We start from the raw sequence: 18,710 nt of genomic DNA, 5'->3' as shown, positions 1-18,710 counted from the left end.
GATGACCATTTTTTAAAAGTAGAAATTGATATCGCTGGAGGATCAGCATTTGTAGATATGGGAACAACCCAGTTTAAAACAGTGCCTTATGCAATAAATGCTGAAACCGCCAATAACGTAACAGGTTTGGAAGCAATTGATGAAGGCAATGGCATAGGTTGGCGAATAATAGGAGTCGATCCAGAAGATTATGGGAATATTGGAGAACACGCCACAGATTTAAGTTATAGTATTTATGGGGGCAACATCGGAGGTGCAATAGGAAATAATGCTGTTGCAATGGGTTTTAATACAACCGCTTCAGGAAATACCTCAACTGCAATGGGTGGTTTTACAACAGCTTCAGGAAGGTATGCTACAGCATTAGGATTTGGTACGGAGGCACCCTCTCATGGCGAAGTGGTTGTGGGTACATATAATGAAATCTATACACCAAATGATGTTGTTGCTTTTAATGAAAACGATCGAGCATTTGTTGTTGGGAACGGAATACCATTCACTCCGTCTAACGCATTAACCGTGTTAAAAAATGGAACCATTACAGCACCAAGTTTTGATATTTCAGAAATAACAGATGACAAAGCACTGGTTACAAAAGAATATCTGGAAGCAAATGCCAGTTCTGGTCTTGAAGCCATTGACGAAGGCAATGGCATAGGTTGGCGCTTAATAGGAGTTGCCCCAAACAGCCATGGAAATATAGGAGAAAACGCTATAGATTTAAGCGATGTTACTTCTCCAAATGCTATTTATGGTGCAACTGGAAATAACGCTGTTGCCATGGGTTTAGATACAACTGCTTCAGGTAATAATTCGACTTCTATAGGTCAGTTGACATTGGCTTCTGGAGATAATTCTGTGGCTATGGGTACAATTACAGTAGCTTCAGGAGGTGGAGCTGTTGCAATGGGTCTTGAAACAACGGCTTCAGGAATCACCTCGACTACGATGGGTGGATTTACAGAGGCTTCAGGAACGTATGCTGCCGCACTGGGTTACGGCACAAAAGCATCATCATTCGGCGAAATAGTTGTAGGTACGTTTAATGAAAACTATACGCCAAATAGTGTTACTGTTTTTAATGAAAACGATCGTGTATTTGTTGTTGGGAACGGAATGCCAGTCACTCCGTCTAATGCATTAACGGTCTTAAAAAATGGAACCATTACGGCGCCGAGTTTTGATATTTCAGAAATAACAGATGATAAGGCATTAGTTACTAAAGAGTATGTAGATACTACCAAAGGATTAGAAGCATTAGATGAAGGCAATGGTATTGGATATAGACTTATCGGAAAAAACCCATCACTTTATGGCACTATAGGACTTGGTGCTATAGATTTTAGTAATAGCATCATCCCTTCAACACTAGGTGCGACCGGAGAAGGCTCGTTATGTTTTGGTGATAACAATCTTTCATCTGGAGAATCTTCATTAGCTGGAGGTTCGTTTAGTCAAGCAGAAGGAGACACATCTACAGCTTTAGGTTTTAATGCTAAAGCAATTGGTCAGTTTTCAACAGCTATAGGTTCTGGAGTCAATGCTAATGCTCGAAATTCTTTTGCAATTGGTCGATATAACGTTGGTGGTGGAAACTCAGTATCTTGGGTAACCACAGATCCGTTGTTTGAAATTGGGAATGGTGCTTCTAATGCTACTCGTAACAATGCTTTAACGGTTTTAAAAAATGGAAATGTTGGTATAGTTAGTGAAACTCCTCAAGCAAAACTTCACATTAGTAGTGGGGCTGATACAGGTTTAGGAAATAATAATGGCTATCTACTTTTAGGCCAAACCAATGGCACTAATATCTCTTTAGATAATAACGAAATAATGGCTAAGAATAATGGAGTTGCAGCCGATTTAAATTTACAAATAGAAGGTGGTAATTTAAATATTGGAGACGGTAATGTAAATATGGCAGGTACGCTATATCTAGGAGATGAAACCATAAGGGATGCTGGTAACAATGCATTACGTATAAATGCAGCTTTATTGCCAGATGTAGATAACACCTCCGTTTTAGGTAACCCAAGCCAACGTTGGACCACCGTATATGCCACAAATGGTACTATAAATACTTCCGATAGGCGTGAAAAGAAAAATATTAAAGAGCTTAATTATGGCTTAACAGAAGTCTTACAAATGCAACCCGTAAGTTTTAACTGGAAAAGCGAGAATAATCCAGACCTTAAATTAGGACTTATTGCTCAAGACCTTCAAGAGCTTATACCAGAAGTGGTAAAATCACATTTTTGGGAAAAAGACGAGGCTACGAATCAGCTTTCAAAAAAAGAATTAGAACGTTTAGGCGTGTATTATTCAGATTTGGTGCCTGTTTTGATAAAAGCGATTCAAGAACAGCAATCAATCATTGAAAAACAAGAGAACAATATTAAAGCTTTAGTAGCTAAAGATTCAGAAAAAGAAACGGCCTTACACATATTAAATAAAAGAATAGCAAAATTAGAAGAAGTACTAGACAGATATCAATAGTGTAAAATATGAACCATTATACAATTATTATGAAAACAAAAATAACCTTAGTCATTGCGATATTATTTAGCATAATTAGTATCGCACAAAACGAATTTAATTACAAGGCCATTATTAAAGATGCTACTGGAAATATTTTGGCGAATGCTACTATTCAAGTACAGTTCACCATTTTAGAAGATCAAATTCCTGTATATTCAGAATCGCATTCTACTACTACCGATGCCAACGGCTTAATCATTATAAATATTGGTGGAGGAACGGCTATTTCAGGAAACTTTGATACCATTTCCTATTTTTACTATACCGATCAATATAATTTAAATGTTCAAATTGATACAGGTTCTGGCTTGGTTGATATGGGAACTACGCCTCTTAAAGCCGTTCCATACGCAGCATATGCAGCTCATTCTCCAGACAATGCCCGAGTTATTTTTCCAAGATTCAATGAAACTTTTTCTCAAAGTTGGCAAATATTAGGAGATGGTCGATTTAGAATTACGCTCGACTTTAACATTTGTATCAATTTGGATACAATGTATGTAGGAGATAATTTTACTGTAATCGGCGCAGGCGGAAGCGCTACAGGAACTATAACGTTTGCTTATGGTGGCACACGTGTCGTATTCACTTCCAATGAACAGTACTCCTCCATTGCACCTTGCTTTTCCGGAGGGATTAATTTGACGTTGTGGGGATCTGGATCTAATCCTATACTCGATACCAATGGTCGCCCTTTAGACGGAAATATGGATGGTCACGTAGGTGGCCAGTTTACTACTAATTTTGATTATATCTGTTAATCTTGATTTTAAAACAACGTGGATTGTCGAAGACAGTTTCAACTATAAAATAGAGTTAAAGTGCTACAAGAAATTATTAATAATTAAAGAGTTGAATATATTAATTAGGCTTCAGAAATAAAAAAGCATTCCAAAGAAATAAGTCGGGTACAACAACTTTCTCAACGAATGAATCCATTAGAAGCTAACCAAAAAAACAAAAATGAAAAATTCAATCACACTCATAACGCTTTTAATTACAACCTTTCTTTTTTCGCAAAACGGCATCAATTACAAAGCAGTTATTAAAGACAATTTGGGCAATGTGGTTGCCAACCAAAACATAGAAATACAATTTATTATTTTAGAAGACGCAACCAATGTCTATCAAGAAACACATTTACCAACGACTGACGCTAATGGTATAGCCATTGTTAATATTGGAGAAGGTGTTGTAATTAGCGGAGTATTTACTGATATTGATTGGGGAAATGACGACCATTTTTTAAACGTTCAAATAGATACTGGTTCTGGTTTGGTTGATATAGGAACAACCGAATTCAAGGCAGTGCCTTATGCATTGAGTAGTGGAGATCATCCTTGGTTAAAAAATTCAAATGGTATTTATACATCTAATAATAATGTTGGAATAAATAGTGTTAATCCATCGCATACACTAGATGTGAGGTCTTCATCTCAAGCGGACCCTTCTGGCTTTAATCTTTCAAATAGTGATAAGTCTCGAAATTTGAGGTTTTTTAGTGGTAGTAATGCTTTTCCAGACCCATCTACCACTTGGTCTCCAAACCACAGTCTTTTGTTTGCTACTTATAACGATGACACATTTACTTTTAATGAACTTATGCGTATATCATCAGATGGAAATGTAGGAATTAAAACAGTGAATCCAACTCAAAAACTAGAAGTCGAAGGTAAAATTAAAATAGGTGATGACAGTGAAACTCCTTCTGCTGGAACTATGCGATTTATTGCCACTACAAATACTTTTGAAGGTTTTGATGGTACACAATGGATTGCTTTTTCAAGTAAACAAGAACGTTCGTTTATAATTTCTAGAAATACGGATTATACAATAGTGTCTGGCTTTTCAAATATTCCAATGAATAATGTTGATTTAGATATAGGTAATTGTGTTATAGATATAGGAGGTAATAAATTTTTTAGAGCACCAGTATCTGGTAGATATCAAATAAATGGAACAATAAACATTAAGTCTGCATCAATAATAGGTGGTGTAGATGCAAATTTATCTATAGTAACAGCAGGTACATCAAATTTTGTAGAACGTTTTGTATTTACAAGAACTGGTAATTCAACTAATGAAACCTTTAGTTTTGCAACCGTTTTAAACCTAGATTCAGGTGAGTATGTTCGAATTTCATTTGGTAATTCGGGTTCATCAACAGATCCAATAGTTTTTGGTGGAAACATTATGAATGCCATAAAACTATCAGGTTTTTTAATCAAATAATATTAATTTAAAACTTAAAATTGTTCGCTTACAAAAGAAACATCATTGCAAACTGTCAGACTGAGCTTGTCTAAGTCAAAGCGAAGCATGTATGGCGAAGCCTCCCTTTTAAAAAGGAAACAATCTGTCGATAGGTGTTATTAATTAACAGATTGCCACGACCTAGAGGTCTCGCAATGACAAATAAAAACAAACAGATGGCTTCGTTCCACTCACAATGATGGTTTATTTTTTTTATATTTATTGGGTTAAACCATTGCTTTACATAAAACCCAGCTGAATGATTTGTCTGCCATTAAACCATATATTAAAAAAATCAGCATATATTCTGCTTTTAAGTGTTTCTACATGTATATTTTCACAAGATAATAACACACGTGTTCAAGAAGCCTTAAAACAATTCGAAACCACTCAAAACCCTAACGATGGAATTAAAAATCTGTTGTCGTTAAAAGAACTTGTGCCTCAAACAACCGATTCGCTACAAGGGTATTATTACATGAATTTAGGCATTGCTTATGGACAATTAAATCAAGCAGATTCCTCGTTCTGGTATTTGGATAAAGCCGAAAAAATTGCCAATAATACCCAATCTGATTTTTTATTGGCCATGATTAACAACACACGTGGTTTGGTATATATGGGAAAAGCAGAATACGAAGCTTCGTTGGCAGCTTACCAAGAAGTTATGAAACTCGCTGAAGGCAAAAACGATAAAAGGCTCAATGACGTATTAAGTAAAACTTATGGTAATTTGGGAGGTGTATATTTTCAGCTTGGACAAATGGATAAGGCGCTGGAAACCACTAAAAAATGTCTAGAATTATCAGAAACTCTCAATGACACTACAGATATTGCTTTAAATCACTTAAGGTTGGCTATGGTGTATAACAATATAGACCAATTAGATAATGGGATTCATCATTTAAATCAAGCACGAACTTTTTTTAAAGATCTTAACGATACAACCATGTTGGTTTATGCCGAGAACAGCTTGGGAAAGGTGTTTCAGAAAAAAGGCGCATTAGAAAGTGCCTATAACCATTATTATACAGCACATAATCTAGCCAAAACTTTAGGAGAACAAGAAGAATATGTGTTAACCTTATTGGCTATGTCTAACATTAGATTGGAACAATTACAATTACAAAGTGCTGAAACATTTGCTCAACAAGCCTTGATGTTTTCAAAAGACAAAGGTTATGCAGATAGCGAGAAAAAAGCTTACAATCTGTTGTATCAAATTGCTTTACAAAATAACCAAACCAAACAAGCTTTAGACTACAGAAATGCATATATTATTTTAACTGATTCTCTTAATAGTGTGGAAGTAAAAGCACGTGTTGCTGATTTAGAAACTAAATACGAAACCACAAAAAAGGAAAAAGAAATTCAGGAATTAACTTTTGAGAGTGAATTAAAAGATGCCAATTTAGCAAAAGCTAGAAGCATGCAAATAGCTTTGATAACAGGAGCTATTGGTGTTATTATAATATTAATAATCGTCTTTTATTCGCGACAAAAAAAGCTAAAAGCCGAACGTGAAGCTCAAGCTTTACAGGTTGAAGCCCTTCAAAAGCGTTTTTTAGAATTACATAGTAGTCCGTCGGAGCTATCCGTAGATTTAGATATGGAAACTTTAAACAAAAAACTGCATACACCTCTTACCGAAAGAGAATTTGAAGCCCTCGAGTTGTGTGTTTCAGGAAAAACCAATACAGCTATTGCAGACGCATTGTTTGTTTCGGTAAGTACGGTAAAATTTCATCTTCGCAATGCCTATAGTAAATTAGGTGTCAATAATCGTAAGGAGGCTTTTCAGTTTATGTTGAAATCTGTGTGATATTTTTTTGTCATTACAAGCTGTCAGACTGAGCTTGTCGAAGTCAAAGTGAAGTAATCTGTTAAATAAGAGTTTTCAATCCATGAGATTCCCACGTTATGCTAGGAATATCTAAATTTTCAACCACCTAAAAATCAACAACTTAAAAATTATTTTCAAAAACCTAACCCATAAGGTTAGGTCGTATTTATAAAGATTTAGATAGTTTAGAATCATAATCACAGACGCTATTAATCTTAATCTCAAAAAAATGAAAAAATTATGTTTCACTATTGCTTTTTTATGTGTTGCCATTACGTTCGCACAACAAGGCATCAATTACAAAGTTTTTATTAAAGACGGTTCTGGTAACGTGGTTGCCAACACAGGAATTCAAATAAATTTTGCCATACAAAAAGGTGCAACACAAACCAATGTCTATCAAGAGTCTCACCAACCAACAACTGATGCCAATGGTATGGTTATATTAAACATTGGAGAAGGTACACCCATTTCAGGAACATTCAATAACATAGATTGGGCAGCAGATGACCATTTTTTAAACGTACAAATAGACACAGGCTCTGGCTTAACCAATATGGGTACTACACAATTTATGGCTGTACCTTATGCCAAACAAGCCGAAATTGCAACCACAGCAGCCAATGTAAACGGACTGGAAACTTTGGACGAAGGCAATGGCACAGGCTACCGTTTGGTAGGTAGAAATCCTAGTTATTATGGCAACATAGGCCTTGATGCTGTAGATGTAAGCCAAAGTAACTTTTTAGGAGACAATGGTGCCACAGGCGATTATGCCTTTGCTTCTGGACGCCAAGTATTAGCCTCTGGTCGTTATGCTATGGCAAACAATTATGGCACTATAGTCTCTGCCGATTTTGCAACGGCCTTTGGGCATAGTACCTCTGCCGAAGCTTATGCATCATTGGCTTTGGGAAGACGTAATGTTGGTGGTGGTAACCCAACAACTTGGGTAGATACTGATCCTTTGTTGGAAGTAGGTAATGGCTTTGGTGCTACCACAAGCAATGCTTTAACCATATTAAAAAACGGAACTATTACGGCTCCTAGTTTTGAACTAGCAGAAATTACAGATTCCAAAGCACTTATTACCAAAGAGTATCTTGAAAATACCGTTACAGGTTTGGAAGCCATTGACGAAGGTAATGGCATTGGCAGACGCTTGGTTGACAGAAACCCTAACTATTATGGTAATATCGGATCCGATGCTGTCGATGTTAGTCAGAGCAATACATTAGGTGATTATGGAGCTACTGGTGATTACGCATTTGCCTCTGGTCGAAATGCCATTGCCTCTGGACGTTATGCCATGGCAAACAATTATGGTAATACAGCTTCTGCCGACTTTGCAACGGCAATTGGCTACATTACAAATGCCGAAGCCTATGCGTCTTTTGTATTAGGACGTCGCAACGTTGGTGGTGGTAATCCAACTGCTTGGATAGATACTGATCCTTTACTGGAAGTAGGTAATGGCTATGGTGCTACCACAAGTAACGCCTTAACCATCCTAAAAAACGGTACTATTACAGCACCAAGTTTTGACATTACTGAAATAACCGATCCAAAAGCCCTTGTTACGAAAGAGTATCTTACAGGTTTGGAAGCCATAAATGAAGGCAATGGTATTGGATGGCGATTAAGAGGTAGAGACCCAGATAATTATGATAACATTGGTTTGGGAGCAGTAGATTTAAGTGAAGGTTCTGGAAGTGCTTTTGGAGCATCAGGAGCACATGCAACAGCTTTGGGTTATCGTACCATTGCATCAGGAAATTACGCTACAACCATGGGTGCTGCTACAACAGCATCAGGAAATTATGCTACAGCTACAGGATCATACACCACAGCATCAGGCGATTATACAACAGCTATGGGATACCTTTCAGTAGCATCAAATGATTATGCTACGGCAATGGGAAGGCAAGCAACTGCATCTGGTGAATATGCAACAGCTATGGGAATTCAAACAACAGCATCTGGCACCCAATCTACAGTAATGGGTTCTTATTCAGAAGCATTAGGTTTCCGATCTATTGCTATGGGAAATCAAACAACAGCATCTGGTAATTATTCCGTAGCTATAGGTCGTGGTTTAGAATCTGAAGCTTTTGCTTCAACAGCCATTGGGAGTTACAATGTTGGAGGTGGTAGCAGTTCCAATTGGCTACAAACGGATCCCTTATTTGAGATTGGTAATGGTGGTTCAGATAACAGTCGTTACAATGCCTTTACAGTTTATAAAAATGGAAATGCTACGCTGTCTGGTAGTTTATCACAAAATTCAGACCGAAGATTAAAACGCGATATAGAAACTTTATCCTATGGTTTAAACGAAATCTTGCAATTAATACCCAAACAATATTATTGGAAAAACCGAGGCGAGCAAACCCACAAATCGTTAGGCTTGATAGCCCAAGAGGTACAGCCTATTATTTCAGAATTGGTGCATACAGCCAACGATGAAAATAACACCTTAAGCGTGAGTTATACCGAATTGATTCCAATACTTATAAAAGCGATACAAGAACAGCAGAAAATTATAGAAAGTCAGAAAAAGGAGAACCTAACACAAAAAACAGAGTTAAGTGCATTAGAAACAAATTATAAAACCCTTTTGTCAAGAATTGAAGCTTTAGAAACTAAAAATTATAATAAAAAAGTCATTGCGAGCAAAGCGAAGCAATCTGTTAATTAAAAAGATTGCCACGTCCAAAGGGTAATAATATTAAGCTTTGTCACCTTGAGCGCAGTCGAAAGGTTTTTAAAAGTTAAAGTTATAATTAGGTTTCGACTCCGCTCAACCTGACAAAGCAAAACGTCATTACGAACGAGGTACGAGTGAAGTAATCTGTTAAATAAGAGTTTTCAATCCATGAGATTCCCACGTTATGCTAGGAATATCTAAATTTTCAAACACCTAAAAATCAATAGCTTAAAAAATATTTTCAAAAACCTAACCCATAAGGTTAGGTTGTATTTAGAAAGATTTAGATAGTTTAGAATCAGAATTTAAAACACAGGCATTCATAAATCTCAAAGTCATGAAAAAATTAGTTTTCACACTCGTATTTCTTATCACAGGAATCACGTTCGCCCAACAAGGCATCAATTACAAAGCACTTATTAAAGACGGTTCTGGTAATGTGGTTGCCAACGATTTAATTAGCATAGAATTTACCATCCTACAAGGTGCTGCACAAACCAATGTTTATCATGAAAGTCACGCACCAACAACCGATGCTAATGGAATTGTTATGCTAAACATTGGCGAAGGCACACCCATTTCAGGAACCTTTAATGCTATAGACTGGGCAACCGACGACCATTACCTAAACGTACAAATAAACACAGGCACTGGTTTAACCAATATGGGCACCACACAATTTATGTCTGTACCTTACGCCAAACAAGCCGAAACTGCAACCACAGCAGCTAATGTAAACGGTTTAGAAGCCATAAACGAAGGCAATGGCACTGGCTACCGATTGGTAGGTAGAAACCCTATTTACTTTGGCGACATAGGGCTTGATGCTGTAGATGTAAGTGCCAGCAATACAACAAGCGACTCTGGTGCTACTGGCGATTATGCCTTTGCTTCTGGACGCCAAGTGTTAGCCTCTGGTAATTACGCTATGGCAAACAATTATGGCAATACGGCTTCTGGAGATTTAGCCACAGCCTTTGGCTTTACGACTTCTGCTGGTGCTTATGCCTCACTGGCATTGGGACGACGCAATGTAGGTGGTGGCAACCCAACAGCTTGGGTACAAACAGACCCTTTACTAGAAGTAGGAAATGGTTTTGGTGCCAACACTAGCAACGCCTTAACCATTTTAAAAAACGGAACCGTTACAGCACCAAGCTTTGATATAACCGAAATTACTGACCCAAAAGCCTTAATTACCAAAGAGTATTTAGAAAACACAGCAGTAGTTGCCACAGGTTTAGAAGCCATAGACGAAGGCAATGGCATAGGTTGGCGTTTGATTGGTCAAGACCCAGATAATTACGATAATATAGGTTTTGGTGCAGTAGATTTGAGCAGAAGTGCTTCTATCAATATTGCTGGTGCTTCAGGTCTTGGTGCCTTTGCAGTTGGATATGCTGTTGATGCTACAGGAGAATACGCAGTAGGAATGGGTATTAATGTTGAAGCATCAGGATTACGTTCCGTAGCAATGGGAAATGTAACAACTGCATCTGGAATGAGTTCTACAGCCATGGGAACTAGTACAGAAGCATCTGGAGATTACTCAACAGCAATGGGAAGAAGCACAACAGCATCAGGATATAATTCTACAGCAATGGGATATGATACTACAGCATCAGGAGAATTTTCCACAGCCATGGGATACTATACTACAGCTTCTAGTTATAATTCTACAGCAATGGGGTATAATACTATAGCATCAAGTAGTGGTTCAACAGCAATGGGAAATAGCACAGTAGCATCTGGAGTTGTTTCAACAGCTATGGGATATTATTCAAAAGCAGAAGCACTAATGTCAACGGCTTTGGGCAGATATAATATTGGAGGTGGAGATCCAGTTGCTTGGGTACAAACAGAGCCTTTGTTCGAGATAGGTAATGGTGGTAGTACCTTTTCACGCTCAAATGCCTTAACCGTACTTAAAAATGGTAATCTGGGTATTACTACCAACACACCAGAAACCAAGTTGCAGGTTACAGGTGGTAGTGATGCTGGTTTAAACCAAGCTGGTGGTTTTGTATTATTGGGTGAAACCTCTGGCATGAATCTGGTGATGGATACCAACGAAATTATGGTACGCAACAATGGTGTAGCAGCACCTTTACACTTACAAAACGATGGTGGCCAAGTGGCTGTTGGTGGTGCCATAGTACACAGTAGCGACCGACGATTAAAACGCGATATAGAAGCCTTGCCTTATGGTTTAAACGAAATCTTACAATTAGCACCCAAACAATACTATTGGAAAAACCGTGGCGAGCAAACCCACAAATCGTTAGGCTTAATAGCGCAAGAGGTACAACCTATTATTTCAGAATTGGTACACACTGCCAATGATGAAAACCAAACTTTAAGCGTTAATTACACGGAATTGATTCCTGTGCTTATTAATGCCATACAGGAGCAGCAGAAAATTATAGATAGTCAGAAAAAGGAGAACCTAACACAAAAAACAGAGTTAAGTGCATTAGAAACAAATTATAAAACCCTTTTGTCAAGAATTGAAGCTTTAGAAACTAAAAATAATAATAGCAACGTTATTGCGAGCAAAGCGAAGCCATCTGTTAATTAAAAAGATTGCCACATCCTAAAGCTCTCGCAATGACGAATAAACTGACCATGTCATTCAGAACAAAGTGAAGAATCTCATAAAACCGAAGCAATTGATACAATTGAATAAACAGATTGCCACGACCTAAAGGTCTCGCAATGACGAATAAAGTATAATTTTAAAACACTAACAATCAGCGTATTAAAAATTATTTTTAAAAACCTAACCTATAGGGTCAGGTAGTATTTAGAAAGATTATTCTAGTTTAGAATCAGAATTTTAAAAACAGGCAATCATAAATCTCAAAGTCATGAAAAAATTAGTTTTCACACTCGTATTTCTTATCACAGGAATCACTTTTGCACAACAAGGCATTCATTATAAAGCGCTTATTAAAGATGGTTCTGGTAATATTTTGGCTTCTGCACCAGTAAGTATTCAATTTATTATTTATGAAGGCGCAGCTTTAACCAACAATGTTTATCAAGAAAGTCACGCACCAACAACCGATGCTAATGGGATTGTTATGGTAAACATTGGCGAAGGCACACCCATTTCAGGAACCTTTAATGCTATAGATTGGGCAGCAGACGAGCACTACCTAAACGTACAAATAAACACAGGAAGTGGTTTAACCAATATGGGCACCACACAATTTATGTCTGTACCTTACGCCAAACAAGCCGAAACTGCAACCACAGCAGCTAATGTAAACGGTCTGGAAACCTTGGACGAAGGCAATGGCATAGGTTGGCGCTTGATTGGGAGAAATCCAACTGTTTATGATAATATAGGAGAAAATGCAGTTGATTTATCATCTAGTAATAATAATACTAGTATAAGCTCTGGTGCTTCTGGGAGTGATTCTTTTGCAAGTGGCAGAGATACAACCGCATCAGGACAATTTTCCACAGCTATGGGCATTGCAACTGAAGCATCAAATGAGCGTGCCACAGCAATGGGATCCTTTACGACCGCATCAGGAAGTTCTTCCACAGCTATGGGAAGTAATACGGAAGCTTCAGGAAATTATTCCACAGCAATGGGAAGTGGTTCAACTGCATCAGGTGGAGTTTCCACAGCCATGGGACATGTAACAGAAGCTTCTGGAGATTTTTCCACAGCAATGGGAAGTAGTACAACAGCATCTGGTTCTTCTTCAACAGCAATGGGAAATAGTACAATAGCATCGGGATCAAGGTCAACTGCTATGGGATTTAATACAGAAGCATCTGGAATCAATTCTACAGCTCTAGGAACTGAAACAACAGCATCAGGAACTTATTCTACAGCTATGGGAAGGGCTACAAATACATCAGCTTGGTATTCAACAGCAATGGGATATCAAACAAAAGCAGAAGCTTATATGTCAACAGCTATAGGACGTTTTAATGTTGGTGGTGGTGCATCAATACCACCAGTAGCTCCAACAGACCCTTTATTTGAATTAGGTAATGGTAGTTCTGATACTAATAGACAAAATGCGCTAACCGTTCTTAAAAATGGTAATCTGGGTATTACCACCAACACACCAGAAACCAAGTTGCAGGTTACAGGTGGTAGTGATGCTGGTCTTAATCAGTCAGGTGGTTTTGTATTATTGGGTGAAACGTCTGGTATGAATCTCGTAATGGATACCAACGAGATAATGGTACGCAACAATGGCGCAGCAGCACCTTTATACTTACAAAACGATGGTGGTCAAGTGGCTGTTGGTGGAAGTATTGTACACAGTAGCGACCGACGACTAAAACGCGATATAGAAACCTTGCCTTACGGTTTAAACGAAATTTTACAATTAGCACCCAAACAATACTACTGGAAAAACCGTGGCGAGCAAACCCATAAGTCGTTAGGCTTAATAGCCCAAGAGGTACAACCTATTATTTCAGCATTGGTACACACAGCCAATGATGAAAACCAAACTTTAAGCGTGAGTTACACGGAATTGATTCCTGTATTAATCAATGCCATACAAGAGCAGCAAGACATTATTGATAAACAGCAGTTAAAAATTGAGAGTCTTACTACCGAATCCAATCAAAAAGACGAAGCTCTAAATGCGTTTGATGCTCGTTTGAAACAAATAGAAAGTATATTAAACCAAACAAATCAATAAAAATGTTGACTATAGTTTATATCTGTTCTAGTATAGCCATATTAATTGCTATAAACTTGTTGTTATTAAAATTTAGCTGTAATGAGTATCAAGAAGAAGAAAAACAAACAAATGTCTAACATGTCATTGTTATATTTAATATAACATGCTACTATGTTTTTTTTGAATGGTTGTTAACCTTCATAAAAAAATTTCATTAATAAGGAAACAAACACCTATAACAACAAGAGAATAAATTCTTTGGTTGTTTTTAAAGGCTTTAATTTTCTAAAGGATGGTATTAATTAGAAAGAAATAATTAAAGAAAGTATGGATAATTTGCTTATTGTTAATTCCATCCATGTCTCTAAAGTTACCAACTATGTATTATTTTATACCAACTATACATTATATACAACATGGTGTCTTTTTGTTTTTTATATTGTTGATATACTGATTTTTAACCAAAAACAAACCCATTCATGAAAAATTTATTCCTTTTATTAGCATTAAGTATCTCCTTTTTAACTTATGCCCAACAAGGCATTAATTACAAAGCCCTTGTTAAAGATGGCTCGGGAAATGTAGTCGCAAACGATCTCATACAAGTACAGTTCTCTGTCTTACAAGGTGTAGCACAAACTAATGTGTACCAAGAAACACATACTCCAACCACAGATGCCAACGGACTTATTATTGTAAACATAGGAGAAGGCACCACAAGTGAAGTCTTTACAGATATCAATTGGGCAGCAGATGAGCATTTTTTAAACGTGCAAATAGATACAGGTTCTGGTTTAACAGATATGGGAACCACGCAATTTATGGCTGTGCCTTATGCTTTGCAAGCAGAAAATGCAGCAAATGTTACAGGTTTAGAAGCTTTAGATGAGGGTAATGGTGTTGGATGGAGACTTATCGGTAGCAATTCAGCTTATTATGATAATATAGGTGAAAATGCTGTAGATTTAAGTATAGGAAGTAGTGGTGGGGCTGAAGGTGCTTCTGGTGAATTAGCAACATCATTAGGCAGTGGTACAAAAGCCGATTCTTATGCCTCTACAGCATTAGGAAGTTATAATGTAGGTGGTGGAGATCCAACAGCATGGGTTTCAACAGATCCTTTATTTGAAATTGGGAATGGAGTATCTCCTTTTTTTAGATTTAATGCCTTGAGCATATTAAAAAATGGAACCATAACAGCACCAAGTTTTGATATATCTGAAATAACAGATAATAAGGCTTTAATAACCAAAGAGTATGCAGATACAAATTTAGCGCCTTCTGGTCTCGAAGCATTAGATGAAGGTAATGGTACTGGTTATAGAATAGTTGGTAGAGATCCAGTTAATTATGGTAATATAGGATTGAATGCGGTGGATTTAAGTTATAGTTCTCAAGCAACTGAATTTAATGGAGCATTTGGACAAAATTCAACAGCGATTGGAAGAAATACAAGCGCAGGAGAATATTCTACTGCTATGGGTTTTAATACAGATGCCTCCGGAGAATATTCTACAGCAATTGGGAATTTTACAGATGCCTCCGGAGAATATTCTACAGCAATGGGGTATTATGTAAATGCAGAGTCGTTCCGTAGTACTGCAATAGGAAGTAGAAATATTGGTGGTGGTAGTCCAACGGGTTGGGTTGCTGCAGATCCTTTATTTGAGATAGGTAATGGATTAAATACTAGTAGTAACGCGTTAACCATTTTAAAAAATGGCACTATAACAGCTCCAAGTTTTGATATAGCTGAAATTACAGATGATAAAGCTTTAATAACTAAAGAATATGCAGATACTAATTTAACAGCATCAGGATTAGAAGTTCTAACTGAAGGTGCTAATTCAGGATATAGGTTAATAGGAAAAAACCCTAGTTTCTATGGAAATATTGGTAATCAGGCAGTAGATTTAAGTTTTAATAATACCTCTAGTTCGATATTAGGTGCTACTGGATCGTATTCTTTAGCTATAGGGTATAAAAATACAGCCTCTGGCCTAGTATCAACTGCCTTGGGATCTGGAACATTAGCTTCTTCCAATTACGCTACTGCAATGGGAATAAATACCGTTGCTTCAGGATTGTATTCTACGGCACTTGGATTTGATACCAATGCTACAGGGGATGCTTCAACGTCAATTGGATATAATACCGTTGCTTCAGGCGAAGCTTCTACAGCAATGGGATATAATACAAAAGCAACAGCATATGCTTCAACAGTAATTGGAAGTTATAATACAGGAAGTGGTAACGCAACATCTTGGATAGCAACAGATCCTCTGTTTATAATAGGAAATGGAACAAGTAATAGTAATAAAAGTAACGCCTTAACGGTTTTAAAAAATGGTCATATAGGCATTGATAAAAGTTCTTTTGTAAATGCCAAATTAGATATCGATCATGCTAGTTCGCAAACGTCTCCACAAATTAATATTAGAGAAACCTCTGGTGATTATGCAAGACTCAGTTTCTCTAATTCTTCATTCATACCGGGTTATTGGACTATTGCAGGTAGTATAAGCCAAACGCCATCAACAGATAGACTTAACTTTTACCATTCAGCTGCTGGAGATATCATGTCTATTGTAGGGAATGGAAGTGTTTTGGTTAACGGAAGTGTTGTACACAGTAGTGATTTCAGATTAAAAAGCGATATAGAAACGATTCCTTATGGATTAAACGAAGTATTACAATTACAACCAAAAGCTTATCACTGGAAAGCAAAACCAGACCAAGAAAACAAATCTCTTGGTTTAATTGCTCAAGACGTAAAGTCAATTATAAATGAAATTGTACATACTGCAGATGATGAAGATAAAACCTTAAGTGTAAGTTATACGGAGTTAATTCCGGTGCTTATAAAAGCCATACAGGAGCAACAAGATATTATTGACAACCAAAATTTAAAACTGAATAAGCAGGACCATACTATAAATGGTTTAACTGCAGAATTAAAAAAGAAAGCAGACACTCAAAAATTGTTTAACCAACGTTTAGAGAAATTGGAAGCTCAAATAACAATAAATAACCCATAAACAGTGAGATGTTACATATGTTATATAGAATGTTACAATAGTGATATATAATCTGGTTAATCAAGAATATTTTTGTAGTACATCCTTGATAAAGTTTTTTTAATGTTAACCTTTTTAAAAAAAAATCATTAAATTAAAAGATAAACAAATAGTTATGAAAGCAAAACTTACATTTTTATCCGTATTGCTTATAAGTTTTATAAGTCATGCCCAAACCATCGAGAAATTTAGTATTGATAGTGGAGGCGCATCAGCTATTGCTGGAGGTATAGAAATTCTCTACACTATTGGTGAAGTGAACGTCCAAGAATTAAGTGCAGGCAACATTCAGGTGTCTGAAGGCTTTATCAATGGCGCCATGAAGATTAAGGTTGATCCGAAACTCTTTTTACAAGGTCCACTTTTAAATCCAGTTTCTGCAGGGCTTATGAATGATGATTTGCGTTCTGGAAGCTACATTCCAACTACAAGTCCGTATGCAGATGCAGCTACCTGTGATGCTTCTGTTTTTAATGTAACTGGAAGCAATGCTATTGTAGATTGGGTTTGGATAGAATTACGAGCAGCCAATGATAACACGAAACTGGTAAACGGGAAATCGGCTTTATTACAACGCGATGGTGATGTGGTTGGAGTAGATGGTGTTTCAGATGTGATTATGACAGCTGGACCAACCAATTATTATGTGGTTGTAAAACACAGAAATCACTTAGGTGCCATGAGTGCTTCTACCATTGCTTTAAATGAAACCACAGCCACTTCTGTAGATTTTACAAACTCAGGCTTCTCAACGCATGGCAGCCATGCACAAGTGGTTCTTGGTTCAGGTAGCACTGCACTCTGGGCAGGAAATACTAATGCAGATGATCGAATACGTTATCAAGGTTCAAGTAATGATCCCAATTATATTAAGGATTTTGTATTAACACATCCAGGAAATCCATCTGGTAACAATCTTTATTTCTATTATGATTATGATGATGCAGATGTTGATATGGATGGACGAGTTCGTTTTCAAGGATCTGGAAATGATTCAAATTTAATAAAGGATATTGTATTATCTCATCCTGAGAATGGTTCCTTAAACAACTTGTTTTTTATATTAACCCAAGTACCAAATAATTAAAACTAAAAATTATGAAAAAAATTTACACAACCTTTCTCGCAATTACTATATCTACATTAGCCTTTAGTCAAGGTTATGAATATAGTTTGAATTTTTTAGGAGTAAATGCAAATACAGGTAATTACCAAATAGCTTTAGTTGCAACTCCAGATTTTGAACAGGTTACGCCAGCAGCCACAGCCGATTTAGGAGCGTCTGTTTATTTACCATCAGAATTATCCATTGATAATTTTGAAACAGCAGATTCAAATTTACAATTTTTTGAATGGCAGGTAAATCAGGAAGCATCTTTCGATGGAGGGATTACAGATTTACTTTTATTGATACGTTCAGATGTTGTTCCTAATAATTTTACTCATGCAGCAGGAGAAGCCATAACACTTATTAATTTCGATATTATTAATGAAATAGAACCTGGAGTACTTCCAACGTCTGGTGAATTAATTTTTGCTGAAAATGATGATCCTATCGTAATAGATAATTATCATGAAACCTGGTTAAATATTAATTTATGGAATGGTGCTGGTACACAGAACTATTATTCAGG

The 18,710-nt window shown here is 36.8% G+C and carries 10 protein-coding genes; all 10 read left to right on the top strand.

What is annotated here, in order from left to right:
* Positions 1-2,496, top strand: a 2,496-nt coding sequence (locus OS191_RS06420) for a tail fiber domain-containing protein (protein WP_267154901.1), incomplete at its 5' end; no start/stop codon positions are given.
* A 29-nt stretch (positions 2,497-2,525) separates the two neighbouring features.
* Positions 2,526-3,299 carry a hypothetical protein gene (locus tag OS191_RS06415; protein ID WP_267154900.1) on the top strand — a complete coding sequence of 258 codons (774 nt, stop codon included), beginning with the start codon at positions 2,526-2,528 and terminating at the stop codon, positions 3,297-3,299.
* A gap of 202 nt (positions 3,300-3,501) precedes the next feature.
* Complete coding sequence (locus tag OS191_RS06410) at positions 3,502-4,770, top strand: hypothetical protein (protein ID WP_267154899.1); 1,269 nt, start codon at positions 3,502-3,504, stop codon at positions 4,768-4,770.
* A gap of 280 nt (positions 4,771-5,050) precedes the next feature.
* On the top strand, positions 5,051-6,613 hold the full coding sequence (locus tag OS191_RS06405; RefSeq protein ID WP_267154898.1) for a LuxR C-terminal-related transcriptional regulator: 1,563 nt from the start codon (positions 5,051-5,053) through the stop codon (positions 6,611-6,613).
* 250 nt (positions 6,614-6,863) lie between these two features.
* The gene (locus OS191_RS06400; protein ID WP_267154897.1) at positions 6,864-9,332 is read left to right on the top strand and encodes a tail fiber domain-containing protein; all 2,469 of its coding nucleotides are present in this window, start codon (positions 6,864-6,866) and stop codon (positions 9,330-9,332) included.
* 346 nt (positions 9,333-9,678) lie between these two features.
* A complete protein-coding gene (locus OS191_RS06395) occupies positions 9,679-11,919 on the top strand; it encodes a tail fiber domain-containing protein (RefSeq protein ID WP_267154896.1) in 2,241 nt (746 codons plus the stop codon).
* Between the two features lie 289 nt (positions 11,920-12,208).
* Positions 12,209-14,017: a tail fiber domain-containing protein gene (locus OS191_RS06390; protein WP_267154895.1), complete on the top strand. Its 1,809-nt coding sequence runs from the start codon at positions 12,209-12,211 to the stop codon at positions 14,015-14,017.
* A 461-nt stretch (positions 14,018-14,478) separates the two neighbouring features.
* Positions 14,479-17,037 carry a tail fiber domain-containing protein gene (locus tag OS191_RS06385; RefSeq protein WP_267154894.1) on the top strand — a complete coding sequence of 853 codons (2,559 nt, stop codon included), beginning with the start codon at positions 14,479-14,481 and terminating at the stop codon, positions 17,035-17,037.
* Positions 17,038-17,191: 154 nt separating this feature from the next.
* Positions 17,192-18,163 (top strand): COA_001 N-terminal-type choice-of-anchor domain-containing protein, encoded by a 972-nt coding sequence (locus OS191_RS06380; RefSeq protein WP_267154893.1) that lies wholly within the window; start codon positions 17,192-17,194, stop codon positions 18,161-18,163.
* 11 nt (positions 18,164-18,174) lie between these two features.
* A partial coding sequence (locus tag OS191_RS06375; RefSeq protein WP_267154892.1) for a hypothetical protein occupies positions 18,175-18,710 on the top strand: 536 nt, incomplete at its 3' end.

It is taken from the genome of Xanthomarina sp. F2636L (assembly GCF_026410195.1).
Classification (GTDB): Bacteria; Bacteroidota; Bacteroidia; order Flavobacteriales; family Flavobacteriaceae; genus Xanthomarina.
The sequence above is the reverse complement of the archived record's forward strand: the minus strand, read 5'-3'. Positions and strand labels throughout refer to the sequence as shown.